At 41.6% G+C, this 17110-nt stretch carries 10 protein-coding genes; 5 read left to right on the forward strand and 5 right to left on the reverse strand.

Annotated features, from left to right (window positions below; genetic code table 11):
• Positions 1–10: 10 nt before the first annotated feature.
• Complete coding sequence (gene glgC / locus ACWXWT_RS02905) at positions 11–1273, forward strand: glucose-1-phosphate adenylyltransferase (protein WP_456040120.1); 1263 nt, start codon at positions 11–13, stop codon at positions 1271–1273.
• Between the two features lie 9 nt (positions 1274–1282).
• Positions 1283–2986: a glycogen synthase gene (locus tag ACWXWT_RS02910; RefSeq protein ID WP_456040121.1), complete on the forward strand. Its 1704-nt coding sequence runs from the start codon at positions 1283–1285 to the stop codon at positions 2984–2986.
• A gap of 71 nt (positions 2987–3057) precedes the next feature.
• Here ACWXWT_RS02910 and ACWXWT_RS02915 read toward each other — a convergent pair whose 3' ends face one another.
• The 5 genes from ACWXWT_RS02915 to pabB all read right to left on the reverse strand — a co-directional run bounded on the left by ACWXWT_RS02915 (position 3058) and on the right by pabB (position 11859).
• Complete coding sequence (locus ACWXWT_RS02915) at positions 3058–4122, reverse strand: NAD(P)H-hydrate dehydratase (RefSeq protein ID WP_456040122.1); 1065 nt, start codon at positions 4120–4122, stop codon at positions 3058–3060.
• Between the two features lie 433 nt (positions 4123–4555).
• Complete coding sequence (locus tag ACWXWT_RS02920) at positions 4556–6949, reverse strand: TonB-dependent receptor plug domain-containing protein (protein ID WP_456040123.1); 2394 nt, start codon at positions 6947–6949, stop codon at positions 4556–4558.
• 239 nt (positions 6950–7188) lie between these two features.
• A complete protein-coding gene (locus ACWXWT_RS02925) occupies positions 7189–8910 on the reverse strand; it encodes a phospho-sugar mutase (RefSeq protein ID WP_456040124.1) in 1722 nt (573 codons plus the stop codon).
• 245 nt (positions 8911–9155) lie between these two features.
• Positions 9156–9833, reverse strand: coding sequence for a glutathione S-transferase family protein (locus ACWXWT_RS02930; protein ID WP_456040125.1), 678 nt, complete (start codon positions 9831–9833; stop codon positions 9156–9158).
• Positions 9834–10437: 604 nt separating this feature from the next.
• The gene (pabB, locus tag ACWXWT_RS02935) at positions 10438–11859 is read right to left on the reverse strand and encodes an aminodeoxychorismate synthase component I (protein WP_456040126.1); all 1422 of its coding nucleotides are present in this window, start codon (positions 11857–11859) and stop codon (positions 10438–10440) included.
• Positions 11860–12052: 193 nt separating this feature from the next.
• Here pabB and ACWXWT_RS02940 point away from each other — a divergent pair, with 193 nt between their 5' ends.
• The 3 genes from ACWXWT_RS02940 (at position 12053) to ACWXWT_RS02950 (ending at position 17027) form a co-directional block, all read left to right on the forward strand.
• Positions 12053–13612 (forward strand): fumarate hydratase, encoded by a 1560-nt coding sequence (locus tag ACWXWT_RS02940; protein WP_456040127.1) that lies wholly within the window; start codon positions 12053–12055, stop codon positions 13610–13612.
• A gap of 191 nt (positions 13613–13803) precedes the next feature.
• Positions 13804–15855, forward strand: a complete 2052-nt coding sequence (locus tag ACWXWT_RS02945) for a dipeptidyl-peptidase 5 (RefSeq protein WP_456040128.1) — start codon at positions 13804–13806, stop codon at positions 15853–15855.
• 548 nt (positions 15856–16403) lie between these two features.
• Positions 16404–17027: a YchE family NAAT transporter gene (locus ACWXWT_RS02950; protein ID WP_456040129.1), complete on the forward strand. Its 624-nt coding sequence runs from the start codon at positions 16404–16406 to the stop codon at positions 17025–17027.
• The last annotated feature ends 83 nt before the right edge of the window (positions 17028–17110 follow it).

Here is a 17110-nt window from a genome sequence, read left to right on the forward strand (position 1 = left end):
GAGTCTGCTTATGAGTAATGTTCGTTATATTAGTAATTTAACGCGTGATACCTATGCGTTGATCTTAGCGGGTGGGCGTGGTTCTCGCTTGTATGAGCTAACCGATTGGCGTGCTAAACCCGCGCTGTATTTTGGCGGTAAATATCGCATTATTGATTTTCCATTATCAAACTGTATCAACTCAGGAATACGACGTGTGGGGGTAGTAACACAATATAAGTCGCATTCATTAATTCGTCATGTTACTCGTGGCTGGGGACACTTTAAAAAAGAGCTTGGGGAGTCGGTTGAAATACTACCGGCTTCACAACAAACTTCTGGTAATTGGTATCAAGGTACTGCTGATGCGGTATTCCAAAATATTGATATTATTAGACAGGAAATACCTAAGTACGTGATGATCTTATCTGGTGATCATATATACCGAATGGATTACGCAGGCTTGTTAGCCGCCCATGCCGAGTCAGGCGCAGAAATGACAGTGTGTTGTTTAGAGACGCCCATTGAAGAAGCCGCTGGTGCTTTTGGGGTAATGGAAGTGGATAGCACTCATCGGGTGATTGGTTTTGAAGAGAAACCAACAGAGCCCAAGCCCACACCGGATGATCCGACAATGTGTTTAGCTTCAATGGGCAACTATGTATTTAATACTAAGTTTTTATTTGAGCAGTTAAAAAAAGATGCTAACAACGAAAAGTCTGACCGTGATTTTGGTAAAGATATCATTCCAGCCATTATAGAAAATCACAAAGTGTTTGCATTTCCCTTTTCTAGTGCGGTTGAAGGACAACCTTCATATTGGCGTGATGTAGGTACATTAGATTCGTTTTTTCAGGCGAATATGGAACTTTTGTCACCCACGCCACCACTTAACCTTTATGATGCAAAGTGGCCAATTTGGACTTATCAAGAGCAATTACCTCCCGCTAAATTTGTTTTTGATGATAACGACAGACGCGGCATGGCAGTAGACTCTATTGTTTCTGGTGGTTGTATAATTTCAGGGGCTAAAGTTAAGCGAAGTGTGTTGTTTGACGAAGTTCGCGTGTGTTCCTATTCGTTTGTAAAAGATTCGGTATTGTTACCCGATGTGGTGGTACTCAAAAACTGTAAAATCCAAAATGCCATTCTCGATCGGGGGTGTATCATCCCTGAGGGTATGGTGATTGGGTATAATCAAGAACATGATAAAGCAAGAGGATTTAGGGTATCCGAAAAAGGCATTACCTTAGTAACACGTAAAATGTTGGGTTTACCTGTTGGCTACGAATAAGGACTGTAAATGACTCAAGAGAGTGTAAAACGAGTACTGCTGGTGGCAGCAGAAAACGATGCACTGAAAGGGGCGAAGGTGGGTGGCATGGCGGATGTTATCCGAGATTTGCCCCCCGCACTAGCAAAGTGCGATGTGATAGCCGATGTTGCTATGCCAAATTATGGTTTTTTGGCCCAGCGATATCGTGCTTCATATATGGTTGATGTTGAGGTGTACTTTGCAGGAGAACGACATACTGTCACCGTGTATCGGATGCCAAGGCCGCACAACAAAAATGACATAACCGTGGTGAGTCAACATGATGCAGACCAAGCCATTGCGCAAATCTATTTATTTGATCATCCGTTATTTAATCATCACGGCAAGGTCTATTGTGACGGCTCTGCCGATAGGCCCTTTGCCGAAGACGCGACAAAGTTTGCGCTGTTTTCACTTTGTGTTGCTACCAGCCTAGTGCGAGAACTATTGCCGCGAGTGGATGTGCTACACCTGCATGACTGGCACACCGGCATGGTAGCAATGCTTCGTAGTTGTGTTGATGAGTTTGCGCTATTAAAAGCGTTACCTTGTGTATTTACGATTCACAACTTGGCATTACAAGGGATCCGGCCGTTTAGTGGCGATGATTCTTCTTTTGCCCATTGGTTTCCGCAATATATGGGTAAATTAACTCAAATAGCAAAAAACAGCTTGTTTGATCCACGTTACAGCAATTGCATCAACCCAATGCGAATGGGGATTGTACTGAGCGATAAAGTGCATTTGGTGTCACCTACTTATGCTCGAGAAGTACTACTGCCATCGGATTATATTAAAGGCTTTTTTGGTGGTGAAGGATTAGAGAACGACTTAATTGCTAAATTTGAGCAAGACAAGTTGGTCGGGATCATTAATGGTTGCGTTTATGAGGACGTGAATACAACCGATGAACCACATCAGAATGATTATGAGGCACTATTACTTCAAGCTGAAAATACCGTGATTAAATGGCAAGCTAAGGCTGCTAATGTCAGTGTTATTGATTTGATCGCCATGAGCCGAATTAGGCAATATAAGCATGCATTATTGGCCGACACTCAGTTATTAACATCCAGCCAGCTGAATCGAGAAACAAACCATTTTTTGTTGACCTATGTGGGACGGTTAACAGAACAAAAAATGTTAATTCTATTACAACCTTTTGTCGATGCTGAAGGCGAAACCAGCACAAAAATAGTGCTGGAGGTGATACTAGAGTCGTTAAAGCAACAGCAACCTGAGGGCAAGTTTTTGCTGTTAGGCAGCGGTGATCTGCATATTGCAAAAGTACTACAAGCCACAGCGGCTCGTTATGATAACTTTGTATTTTTACATGGTTATGATGAGAGATTATCTGAGATATTGTATCAACAAGGAAGTTTATTTTTAATGCCAAGTTCATTTGAGCCTTGCGGGATCAGCCAAATGCTCGCAATGAGAACAGGGCAGCCTTGTTTGGTACACGGTGTGGGCGGTCTTAATGATACGGTTAAAGATAATGTCAGTGGCTGGGTGTTTAATGGTGATACGTTAGCCACACAGAGCCAAGCTTTAGTTGAGCGCTTTAACCAAGTAGTAGCACTGTACGGTAGCGAAACTTGGCAACATGTTAAGCAAAATGCTGCTGCGCAGCGATTTACTTGGAATGAAGTGGCTAAGCAATACCTCGATAAATTGTATAATAATCAATGAACAATAGTTAATTACCAAGGTTTCTGCTCTTATCTACATTTGTTTATTGCCACTCAATTTAAGCCTTTAAGTCAATCGGGTTTTCCATGCTGCACATGTTGTATTGCCTTAGGGATATATTCAAGCAGTTCCGATGCCAGTAAACCGTAGGCACTCAATTGTTCAGCCGCTAAATCGCCCGCTATGCCGTGTAAATAGACACTTAAACAAGCTGCCTCTAGTGGTGCTAAACCTTGCGCACAAAAACCCGCAATCATACCCGTTAAAACGTCGCCAGTACCCGCTTTTGCGAGTGCACTATTGCCTGTAGGGTTAATAAAGGTTTTCTTACCGTCGGTGATAACGGTGTGTTGACCTTTTAATACAATCACAGCGTTAAAAGTTGTCGCGGCTAGATTAGCGTAATGTTCGCGCAGCCGTTGGATCATTGTGACATCCACAGCTAATAAGCGTGCAAGCTCTTTGGGGTGTGGCGTGAGAATACTACGCAGTGGAAGCGTAAAAGACGGTAATATCTCTTTTGTTTTTAGGTGGTTCTTTTTGGCTAAAAAATTAATTCCGTCGGCATCAAGAACAAGTGTTGCTTTAGTGTTTTCAATGGCTTTCATTAAATGACAGAAAAAAGTGAAATTGCCCTGTTTAGGAAGTGGCTCTTGTTCTTGTTGAGCTGTCATGCTGTTTTTGGTAGGCGCTGTAGTAACATGAAGTTGATCATCGGTACCCATTAAGCTTAAACCTGAACCAACGGCTATCACTCCGGTGTGTAATAGTTTAGCCAATAATGGCTTAACAGCATCAACAGCAATCGCTTCTGGATCGGTGTTTTCATATTGTTCAAGCTCGGCCATTATTTTTGTTGTAGAAGTTAAAGCGGATATCAATACTGTTTGTGTTATTAAGGGGATGGTAACAATATTAGGTGTTTGGGCGCTGATGCTGTTACACACACTTGGACTGCTGGCTAACGACACATAACCTGCTCCTACTCGAAGTGCGGCCATACTCGATAAATATGCCGCTCCACGATAATTAATTGAGCCAGCAAGGTTGAGAACATTGCCAAAAGTCATTTTGTGGCTATTGTCAGGTCGAGTTGGCAATAATGTTTTGATGTAATCAAGCGTTAACATGTTCATATCAACTCCAATCCGAATGTTTACTGACTCATTATAACGATAAGCAACACTTCCGATAGAGGCATAAGCCCGTTTACAGTAATAAGATTATCGTGCGGTTTATCAGTTGTTATGATAGGTGAGTCAGTTCAAATCACTTGAACTAAAAAAATAAACAATGATTACAAATTATATTATGTCGTGAATGCTGTGGCATTAGCTTGCATAAGGTTGAGAGTGTTGGCGCGAACAATCAAGGCATCTTGTTAGGCAAATAAAATATACGTTTAAGATGAAGTGAGCATGTTCCTGAGTAGGGGGTAAATCGAATTGGTTTTTGACGAGGAATGACATTGTGATATTAACGTCAAAAGACGATATTGTGGCGTCTAATAACGCCACAATATCGTTGCTGTATTAAGTGGGTAACAACTTAATGTGTATGTTGTAGCTACTAGTAGGTGTAGCGCAGATCTAAATAATAGTAACCACCGTTAAACCCAAAAGGAGTATTGGTGAGCGGGTATACAAATATTCCATTAAAATTATTATCTTCTGGACGTTTTTCTGGATAAGTATCAAACAGATTTTGTACCCCAAGCGTTACAGCTAATGAATCAGTTGCTTGGTAACGGGTGCTAATGTCGGTAGTCCATTTAGCATCATATTCCACCTCACTTGACGAATAGCCGATGGTATACTCACCGAAATAGCTGAAACGTAAATTGGTGGTGAAATCATCATATTGATGAGTAAAACCAATATTGGCAGTGTTCTTAGGATTCGCTTCTGTCATGCGAACCACTTCAATATGATCAAATAAATCATCTTCTAAGCCATCAAGGATTGATGGTAAGGACACTGACTTAATTTCTGTTTCTTTATAAGAGTAAGCCACATTTGCTTTTAAGTCGCCATACTCGCCAAGATCAAAACCTTGAGTAATGACTAAGTCTACACCTTGAGTTTGTGTGTCGACGGCATTCATAAAGAAACGAGCTGAGTCGGCATTTGTGCCTTCAAGGATAGCCGCAATCGCTGGTGAGCTTTCTTTGTCGATATCGCCAGACAAGATAATTCTGTCGTCAACATTGATTTCATATGCATCCAATGTCACTGCAAAGCCATTATTACCAGTGTAAACAATACCTGCACTATAAGAATGCGATACTTCTGCTTTTAGATCTGGAATACCGAGTTCAGTTTTAATCGGTGATAACTGATTGAATGTGCCAGACTCTCTAGGCACAAATTCACCAGTGACTGGATCGGGATCAAAAAACGTTGATACGTTAGTAAAATAAAGCTGTTGTACGCTTGGTGCACGGAAACCGGTGTCTGTGGTTAATCGTAAAGCAAGATTGTCTGTCAGTTCATAACGACCTGATAGCTTCCAACTGGTGTTGCTGCCAAAATCAGAATAATCTTCATAACGCACGGCTGCAGCCCAGTAAAAATCATCGGTGAGTTGGTTTTCTAGCTCAACATACAAACCTAAGTTAGTACGATCTTCATCGACTTCAGACTCTTTAGTAAAACCACCAAAGCCTTGGCTACCTCCAGATTTTCCTTGGTAATCACCCTTAATATATGATTCTTCTTGGCCAGCCTCAATTTGATAACCACTTTCGCGCCACGTTACGCCCATTGCCACTAATAAATCTGAGTCATTGGCAAAATCATAATAGGTTGATGCATCTAAGTTAAGATTGACTTCAGATGTAGAGAGCGTGCCAGCATCAAAATCTGTTGGACTGGTTGGCCCAAGTGAGGCGTTAATCGTATTTTCGACCTTGTATTCAAAGCTGTTGCTACCATATCCTGCAGAAGCATCAACTTCCCATTGACCAAGTTCAAACTCATAACCCGTTACCAAAGAGTAATCAATAATCTCAGGGCTAATTTGGGGTAAAAAACCGTCAGGGTATACTTCGGGGACGTTACGCGTGTCGAGGGCGCGACGATAAAAAGCACCAGAAGTTGAAGTACGTTTGCTGATACCACCAAAGGCATAAAGCTTACCATTAGTGTCAAATCCTTGTTCAGCATTTACAAATAAGCTGTAGTTGTCATAATCGCTATCACCAACATGATGATTTAGGCGATCGAATGTTGCCTCTCGTGGATCTGGGCTACCATCGGCTAATGTAGGGTATTGCTGACGAGAGTCTAAGCCTGCACGATTGGTAGCATTTTTTTGATGTGCTTCAAAAGAAACATTAACAAAACCATTTTCATTTGTTTGAAAGCCTTGGTTGACCCCTAAACGAACTTGCTCACCATCACCTTCGTAGGTTTGGCCTACTTGTGCGGCAATACTGCCACCTTCGTCACTGTCTTTTAGCACGACATTGATGACGCCAGCAATAGCATCTGAGCCATAAAGTGCTGATGCACCGTCACGTAAAATTTCTATCCGTTTTATCGCAGTCATTGGAATGGCATTAAGGTCAACGTTTGATGCGCCTTTCCCTAATGTTCCCCCTAAGTGGACTAATGCAGAACCGTGACGACGTTTACCGTTAACCAATACTAAAGTATGGTCAGGTGACATGCCTCGTAAGCTTGCAGGACGCACAGCATCGCTACCATCTGTAATAGATGAAAAAGGGAAGCTATAACTTGGGGCCGCAAACTGCAATGCTTTGGCTGTTTCTGTTAATCCTGTCGCTGCGAGTTGATCGGAGGTAATAATATCCACCGGAGTTGCACTGTCAGTGGCTGTACGAAGGGCGATACGTGAACCAACAACTTCAATACGTTCAAGGTTTTGATCTTCTTCGGCAGCTATGGCTACTGGGGTTGAAATACTGGCAACAACGGCCAAAGAAACGAGACTTTTATACATTAGCAATCCTGCGATAACGTTATATTAAATTTCGTAACATTATAGGCATTTATGTTTGTGCATAGGTTGCTTAAATTTGGGCTTAGTTAGTTCAATCGGTCATATCTCATGACACTCTGATCTAGCCACTCCTTCAAACGCATACTTTTTATTAACAATTAGCGACACATAAAAACAAACACCTGAAATATTAACAGGCGCTTTACAAGTGATGTGGTGTGCGGTCGAATGGCAAGTAGTTAATTAGGTAAGCTGGCTTGATGAGATGTAATCAATGCTGACATAGCTTGTTCGGCACGAGCTTGCGCTGATTGCCAAGAGTCAGTCGGCAACATTGTTTCTACCACTTCGTAATAACATTTAATTTTAGGTTCTGTGCCGGATGGCCTAACAATGACTCGAACACCTCCCTCTAAAGCATAAATCAATACATCACTGCTAGGTAAATCAATCGTTTGTTTACTACCGTCCGCAGCAGTACGTTGAAGGCTTTTTAAATCGTCAGTTGATATAACAACATATCCACCAATGTTTATTGGCGGATTTTCGCGTAAATACGCACCAATATTGGGCGTGTCGGCTTTAAGAGCAATACTCACTTGGGCATTAAGGTGGAAACCGTGTTGACGATAAATTTGTTCCAATTTATCCCAGATGGTTTGGTTATTGGCAGCCAGTTCCGCGGTGAGTTGGGCAAAAGCCACTAATGCCGTTAATCCGTCTTTATCCCACACTAAGTTACCTATGGTGTAACCGAGCGCTTCTTCATATGCGAATAAAAATTGATTGTCAGTTTGGTGTTTAGCAATACCAACATTCATTAACCACTTAAAGCCCGTTAAGGTTGTATAACTTTGGCTGCCAAACTCGTTGGCGATTTTAGACAACAGGCTTGATGACACAATCGTCGTGCCAGTAAGACGCTGATTTTTAGGTGCGTGACTAAGTAAGTAATGACCAAAAAGCACACCAACTTGATCGCCGGTGAGCATCTTGTATTCGCCATTTTCAGTGCGAACAGCAACGGCGAAGCGATCAGCATCAGGATCATTGGCACAAGCCAGCGTGGCATTATGTTTTTGGGCCTCTGCTATCACTAAATCCATTGCACCTTTTTCTTCTGGATTTGGAAAGTTAACGGTAGGAAAGTCACCATCGGGTTCACGCTGTGCTGCGACTGAGTACACTTTGCTAAATCCGGCATCGTTTAATACTGTTTCGGCCATGTCGGCACCGACACCATGCATTGCAGTGTACGCTAAACTGACATCGTGTTGACCAGTGTGGTTTTGAAGTTCTTTGGCCGTAGAAACCCCTAGACGGTAAGCTTGATAAAAATCGTCTTTTAACCAAATGAGTTTGTGTTGTGAAACAGCCTTATCTAAATCTAAAAAGGGAATGGTTTGTGTTGCTGCAAGGGCAATTTGAGCAGCAATTCCGCTATCATGTGGTGGAATAATCTGCGCACCATTTTCCCAATAAACTTTGTAGCCATTGTATTGTGGTGGGTTATGGCTAGCGGTGACAACAATACCCGCGGCGGCATTAACGTGTTTAACCCCAAATGCCACTAGCGGGGTAGCGGCTACTTTGGTGGTTAAGCGAACCCTAATCCCCATGGCGGTAAGCACACTTGCGGCGTCATGTGCAAAAACATATGAGTCATGCCGGCCGTCATAACCAATGACTACACCTCGTTCTGCAGCATTGTCGATTTGTGCAAGTAGGTATGCGCCGAGTCCAGCGGTTGTTTGACGAACCACCAAGCGGTTCATTGCCATAGGGCCTGCACCAACAATACCGCGAAGACCCGCGGTACCAAATGCTAAACGGCCAGAAAATTTAGCGGCTAGTGCGGCATCATTGCCTTCATTGATTAATGCTTGCAATTCGTCACGGGTTTTAGGGTCTGGGTCTTGTTGTATCCAATGGTTAATTTGATGCTGTAAGTGAGTATTCATGAGTAACCTCATTGAGAATCATTTTCAATAACTGTAGGTTAACAGTAGAAAATTAACGGCCTAAGAACAAGTGAAATCGATGTAAAATCTGTCTAAACAGTGTAATTGATACATATTAGTAACTTATTATTGTCAAAACAGAAACAGAGCGAATGATGAAGTAAGGATGATGATAATAAAAACGCGTTCAGAATATTAGAACGCGTTTATTGAAATTAGTCAGTTAAACTGAGCGAGGACAGGGGTTAATTTTTTGGGAAATTTTGCGGGAAGAAAGCGCGCTTAGCTTCTTCATCAAATTCAGCTTTAAAAGCAATGCCTTTACCTAAGTTACGTGCAATTTCGATAGCAGGACGAGCGCTAACCTTGTCAAACCAACGTTGAAGATGTGTATAAGGTGTTAAGCCTTCGTCACCTAATACAACAGTGGCCTTATCAATCCATCCCCATGCAGATACATCCGCAATACTGTAATGATCACCAACAATATATTCACGATTGGCAAGGTGTTCGTTCAACACTTCGTAATGGCGTTGCGCCTCACGTAAGTAACGGTTAGTTGCATAAGCAATTTTGTCTGGCGCATGATGTCTAAAGTGAACCGCTTGACCAGAGTAAGGACCTAAACCTGTACCGATAAACATTAACCAAGACAGTAACTCACCGCGGTCTTCAGCTTTGCCTAAAAGCAAACCTGTTTTATCTGCCAGGTACAACAAAATGGCATTTGAATCGAATACTCTCACACCATTGTCATCAATTGCTGGCGTCTTAGCATTTGGGTTAATGGCTTTAAATTCAGCAGTATGTTGTTCACCCTTAAGTGTATCTACCGGCACTAATTCAAATGGAAGGCCTGTTTCTGCAAGGTACAGAGCGACTTTCATTGGGTTAGGCCCGGGGTGGAAATAAAATTTAAGCATGTGAGATCCTATTTCAGTATTTACTCTATTGAAACAGGTTTTGAACGAATGCTCAATAACTATTTGAACATTTGTTCATCTTGATTGCAGTTCATCTATTTAACAGCTTAAATATAATATTTACGCTGTTTTATACCAATCCGAATTAGATTTGCTCTTTTAGCGACAATTATCAGTGAGGTATTCGAGACAGCCTTTTGAAGACATAGTCGTTCCAGGCAACTGCTCCTGCGTTGCTCTACCTCCAGCATCCATGCAGTCGTTCGTTAAGAAAGGCGAACAAAGAAGACCACGCTGACAAATTCGCCCCTCGGGGCTGTGTCACAAGCCCCATTACTGCTTCAAATGACTGTGATGTAGAAGACTACACCTACAGTCATTTTCATTGAACTGGGCCTAGTGACGCAGCCTTAAATAGATCATATTCTAATAAGGATTGGTATTACTCTATATAAACCGTTTATATTGAGGAGATGTGTATCACGAAAGATTAATTGCGTTAATTAATCATTGCCATTTAGGCTGATTCATTCAATTAAGCAATTGTTGGCGTGCGCAAAAGCATGATAAATCATGGCGTAAGGCGGTAAGATGGGTGACAGCCTTACTGATTTAACTTGGCCAATAAAGGTAAAATTTTACTTACTTTATCAAAGCTTTCTTGATATTCCGCTGCTGCATCTGAATCAGCTACTATCCCACCGCCAGCCCAACAATAGATAGATTGTTGCTCGGTGACTAATGTTCTAATCGTAATGCTGGTGTCCATGTTACCGTTTTGACTGATGTAACCAATACTACCGCAATACAGGTTACGTCTTGAAGGTTCTAATTCTTCGATAATTTGCATCGCACGTATTTTAGGTGCACCAGTAATAGAGCCTCCTGGAAATGCGGCACAAAGTAAGTCAAAAGCGTTATGGTTAATGTCTAGCGTGGCTGTCACAGTACTCACTAAATGATGAACCGCTGGAAAACTTTCGATAGCGAATAACGAAGGTACTTGCACACTTCCTGGTGCAGCCACTTTGCCAATGTCATTTCTGAGTAAGTCAACAATCATGACATTTTCTGCACGATCTTTTTCAGATGTACTCAATTTATCTGCCGCTTGTTTATCTAATAGTGGGTCAACATTTCTTGGCATTGTTCCTTTAATCGGTTTGGTTTCGATTTGTCGGTCTTGCAAGCGGATGAAGCGCTCAGGTGATATCGATAACACGCAATGATTTTGCAAACGGATAAAAGCTGAAAAGGGCGCAGTGTTGGCTTTTGACAGCGCACAATAAGCTTGCCATTCGTCACCTTGATATTGTGCTTCAAAACGTTGAGTTAAATTGATCTGATAGCAGTCGCCACTGAGTAAATATTGTTGTACTTGAGCAAATTTTTGTTGGTATTGCTGCTCCGTGAGTTGATTTTTCCATGGCGTCGACAAGCTGAAATTTTGTGTTGGATTGGTCACCACACGAGAGTTATTGATTCTTGATTGAATTAAATTCAATTCATATTCTAAGGCTTTTCTTCCTTGATAATGATAAGCATACCAAGACTTTTCTGCGTAACTATAAATTAAGCTAAAATCATAAAAACCTATATTCATATCACCTAGGTGAATATCTTTAACGGCAATGTTTGACCGTTTCTCAATACTTCGCCCTAAATCATAACCCCAAGCACCTAACGCGCCAACACTATATGAATGTTGGCTTTCTTGAGGGGTTGGGTATAGCAATCGGTGAATATGGCTGAGTGTATCAATCGGTGTTTGGTTAGGGGGAAAGGTAATGTTAAGTTGCTGAACGTTTGGATTGATGGCTGTAAAACAGCATTGATTATCATCACTGGTTAGTGTTGCAATTGGGTTTATGGCAATAATATCCAACTGAGCATCAGGGTGCACTCCATTTGCTGAGTCGAGTAACATGGCCCAAGGTTGATGACTGAACAGCGCAAATAACTGTTTTGTTTCAATTTCCCAATCTAATCTCTGCCAATATAGTGATTTTGTCGCCCGCGCAAACATCGATATCCCTTACCTAAAAATGTGATGTAGCCCAAAAAGGATGGAAAGAGTATCATATTGGTCTAAATAGTTAACCTCAGTTTGGTAACCGTTTAATAACCTTTCGCTGAGGTCAATCAATCGATAGTTACAAAAACGATTCTTTTTACAAAAATAATAATGTTAGGCCGCAATGGCTGCTGGAGCGCCCCATATGTCGAGCAATACCACTACAAAGACTTCTGATAACCCTGTTGTGATCAAACAGGCTGATTTTATTGAAAGTATCGCAGATTCACTGCAGTATATTTCTTACTACCATCCAAAAGATTTTGTTGATGCTATGTATAATGCATATCAGCGTGAACAAAGTACAGCTGCCAAAGATGCTATTGCACAAATCTTAATTAATTCGCGGATGTCTGCCGAAGGCAAACGACCATTGTGCCAAGACACAGGTATTGTGACCACTTTTGTTAAAATAGGTATGTCGGTTCAGTGGGATAAAACAGACATGACAGTGCAAGAAATGGTCGATGAAGGTGTACGTCGTGCCTACACTAATCCTGACAATCCATTACGTGCCTCAATAGTATCAGACCCAGCAGGGGCGAGAAAAAACACCAAAGATAACACGCCATCTGTAGTGCATATTGACATGGTTGCGGGTAACCAAGTTGAAGTGATGATAGCAGCCAAAGGTGGCGGATCAGAAAACAAATCCAAAATGGCCATGTTAAACCCGTCTGATGACATTGCTGCGTGGGTAGAAAAAACATTACCAACAATGGGCGCAGGCTGGTGCCCGCCAGGTATGTTAGGTATAGGGATTGGTGGTACAGCAGAAAAAGCAGCAGTGATGGCAAAAGAATCCTTGATGGACCCTGTTGATATCCATGAATTAATGCAACGTGGGGCGGTCACCACAGAAGAAAAACTTCGTTTAGACATTTTTGAGCGTGCTAACAACTTAGGTATAGGTGCTCAAGGTTTAGGTGGGTTAACAACGGTATTAGACATTAAAATTAAATCAGCACCGACACATGCAGCGTCTAAGCCTGTGGTGATGATCCCAAACTGCGCGGCAACTCGCCATGTCCATTTTCATTTAGATGGAACTGGGCCAGTAGATTTAGTGCCTCCATCGTTATCTGATTGGCCCGAAATTACTCGCGAAGCGGGTGAAAACACCCATAGAGTTAATTTAGATAAGGTCACGCAAGCTGAAATAGAAACGTGGAAAAGTGGTGATACCTTATTACTTAACGGTAAAATGCTTACTGGTCGTGATGCAGCCCATAAGCGTATTCAGATGTTACTTGATTCTGGTGAAGGATTACCCGAGGGCGTAGATTTTACTGGTAAGTTTATTTACTACGTTGGACCTGTTGACCCAGTTGGTGATGAAGTCGTTGGCCCTGCAGGCCCAACAACAGCAACTCGTATGGATAAGTTTACTGACATGATGTTAGACAAGACAGGCCTTATGGGGATGATCGGTAAATCTGAACGTGGACCAGAAACGGTTGCTTCAATTAAAAAACACAAAGCAGTGTATTTAATGGCCGTTGGCGGAGCCGCTTATTTAGTGTCAAAAGCGATTAAAAAATCCCGTGTCGTTGCATTTGAAGATTTAGGCATGGAAGCAATTTACGAGTTTGATGTTCAAGATATGCCTGTCACTGTTGCGGTTGATACTAATGGTGTTAATGCTCATGAAACGGGTCCGGCAATCTGGAAAATTAATATTGCCAACAGTAAAGCTAACATTTAAACCATACAATACGGTGCTTACACAGATGGGATAAGTGGCAATGTGATCAAACGCTCGGGTTTACAGCTTTTTACAAAAGGCTTGTTGCCTGAGCGTTTTGCTTTCGCTAGTCTGCAATACATATTTATGATGTCGAGCTGATGGCTTATCTTGACATTTCGTTTACTGAAAACAACCGAGACTCAATAACAATGAAAAAGTCCTCCGTATTATTTGCACTGGTTGCCGCAGGAATGGCAACGTCAGTACTTGCGGCTGAGCCAACAGCCTTTAATGTGCAGCAATTAGTTAAATTAAATAAATTGCATTCAGCTGCAGTGTCTAACGACGGTAAAAGTTTGGTATATGGTGTGAAAGTCGTTGATGAAAAAGGTGAAGCCAGTTCTGATCTGTTTTTACTCGACTTAAGTCATAAAAATGCTAAGCCTAAACAGCTCACAGCAGCTGCTGGCACTGAGCATGATGTCAGCTTTGCTGCCGATGGCCAGTCTATTTATTTCCTCGCGAGCCGAACTGGTAGCAGCCAGTTATATCAGTTGGCTCTAAATGGTGGGGAAGCGATAGCAGTTACAGATTTACCATTAGATATTAATGGTTATAAATTGTCTCATGATGGTAAGCAAGTTGTCATGAACTTGCGTGTATTTCCAGAATGTAAAGACCTAGCGTGTTCTAAAGATAAATTGACTCAAGAAACTGAACGAAAAACCACTGGTCGCCTTTATAAACAGTTAATGGTACGTCATTGGGATACGTGGGAAGATCACGCTCGTGATCATTTATTTGTCGCCTCGTTAAATGGCAGCAAAATCACTAACGCTATTGATGTCACTTTGGGCCGTGACACTGAAACACCCCCTAAACCGTTTTCAGGCATGGAAGAGGTTACCTTTACGCCTGATGGGAAATACGTTGTTTACAGTGCTAAAGCTCCGAGCCGAGATCAAGCTTGGACTACAAATTACGATTTATGGCAAGTGCCCGTTACTGGCGGCGAAACTGTTAACTTAACCCCAGATAATCAAGCATGGGATGCTCAACCCACGTTCTCTGCAGATGGCCGATATCTTGCGTATTTGGCCATGATCAAGCCTGGGTATGAGGCCGATCGCTACCGGATAATGTTACGTGACAATGTCACTGGTCAAGAAAAAGAAGTGGCCCCATTATGGGATCGCAGTGCCAGTTCACTTAACTTTAGTGCAGATGGTCGAACTTTATACGTGACGGCTCAAGATGTAGGTCAAGTGACTATTTTTGAAGTTAACACCCAGTTTGGCGATGTTCGTCCTATATACAATCAAGGAAGCAATAGCCTAGTTGCGGTGACTCAGGATCGTCTTATTTTCAAAAAGTCATCATTGGTGGAGCCTGGCGACTTATTCAGTGTGTCACTTGAAGGAGAGCAGCTTAAACAGTTAACTCATGTCAACAAAGACAAGTTAGCAGAGATAAAATTTGGCGAGTTTGAACAGTTTAATTTTAAAGGTTGGAATGATGAAACCGTTCATGGTTATTGGATTAAACCCGCTAATTATGAAGAAGGGAAAAAATACCCCATTGCTTACTTAGTACATGGTGGCCCACAAGGCTCATTTGGTAATGGGTTTAGCGGACGTTGGAATGCTCAGTTATGGGCCGGAGCAGGTTATGGCGTAGTGATGGTCGATTTTCACGGTTCTACGGGCTATGGGCAAGCGTTTACCGATTCAATCGGTAAAGATTGGGGTGGAAAGCCGCTAGAAGATCTTAAAAAAGGCATGGCCGCCGTGACCGCGCAACAACCTTGGTTAGATGCAAATAATGCATGTGCGTTGGGTGGTTCTTACGGTGGCTATATGATGAACTGGTTCCAAGGGAAATGGAATGATGGATTTAAGTGTTTAGTCGACCATGCTGGTTTGTTTGATATGCGCTCTATGTATTATGTAACCGAAGAGTTATGGTTCCCTGAATATGAGTTTGGTGGTCCATACGATCAAAACAAAGCACTGTACGAAAAGTTTAACCCAGTTAATTATGTTGAAAACTGGAAAACACCAATGTTAGTTATTCACGGTGAAAAAGATTACCGCGTGCCTTACGGTCAGGGTCTTGCTGCATTTACCTTTATGCAGCGTAAAGGTATTCCATCTGAATTATTGGTATTCCCTGATGAAAATCATTGGATCTTAAATCAAGATAATTTACAGCTATGGTACAAAAATGTGCTTGGTTGGATGGATCGTTGGACGGCAAACTAATCGCATTTTGCCTTTTGGTTACCAATATGAGTATTTAAAGTAATGTTAAGTTTTACTTAATATTAATTCAAAGAGATGTTGCTACTGCCAACATCTCTTTTTTATTCCTAAGCTATTTTAGCAAAGACCATTTAAGTCAAATTTATCATTAAAAAAAGTTCAGATAAAATAGCAACTGTATTGCACATTGTTTGGTTGTGTTTTTTTGACTTGATGTTAGTATTTTTCATCTTAACCATAGTTTGGGGTTGTGTGACTTCTTGTAGGTTAACAACCTATATCGCCGTATAAAAAAGCGATTAGCGGGTTAAATAAACCAATCAAGCTGTCACTGTGAAATAAAACAACCGAAAAAGCGTGTGCTGGAGATATTTTATCTGTTAAATAAAAAGGGCGTTAACAGAGTAGTATTAGTTTTTGTATTGAAAAATGCCTCATTAAATATAAAAAAATTCATTTGGGAAACGTTAAGGTATCAGCTACATTAGCGCCCTCAGAATTGAGCTTCAAATCAGGTAATATCAAGAGGGTTATACCAAGTGGATTTCATGCTTTATATCAAGTTCTTTCTAGGACTGTTAGCCATTATTAACCCTGTAGGGTTATTACCTGTGTTTGTGAGCTTAACCAGCCATCAAACTGAAGCAGATCGCCAAAATACCAATCGTGATGCAAATATGGCCGTAGTGATCATACTATTGGTGACGGCTATAGCAGGGCATTACATTCTTAGTATGTTCAGTATTTCATTATCGGCATTCCGTATTGCGGGTGGTAGCTTGATTTGTATTATTGCGATGTCGATGTTGCAAGGTAAAATCAGTGAAGTGAAACGTAACCAAGAAGAAGACCGTGAGTCATCAGGCATGGAGTCTGTTGCAGTTGTCCCTTTAGCCTTGCCATTAATGGCTGGTCCTGGTGCCATTAGTGCGGTGATTGTGTTTGCGGCGGAGCATCACCAAATAACCAACTACATAGGTATGTTTTTAACCATTGTTACCTTAGGTCTTGTCAGTTGGGGTTTATTTCGTATGGCGCCAATGCTGTTTAAACTATTAGGTAAAACAGGCATTAACGTGATTACGCGTTTAATGGGGCTATTGATGTTGTCTTTAGGCATTGAAGTCATTTCTGCTGGTATAAAAGGACTTTTCCCAACCTTATTAGGTTAATTAGGCATAAGTTGCTGAGCATTTGTGCAAACACTTGATAGTGTAGTTTTTTTACTTGACCCGCTATCAGCATTTGCGTAAAG

Source organism: Shewanella sp. A22 (assembly GCF_053850585.1).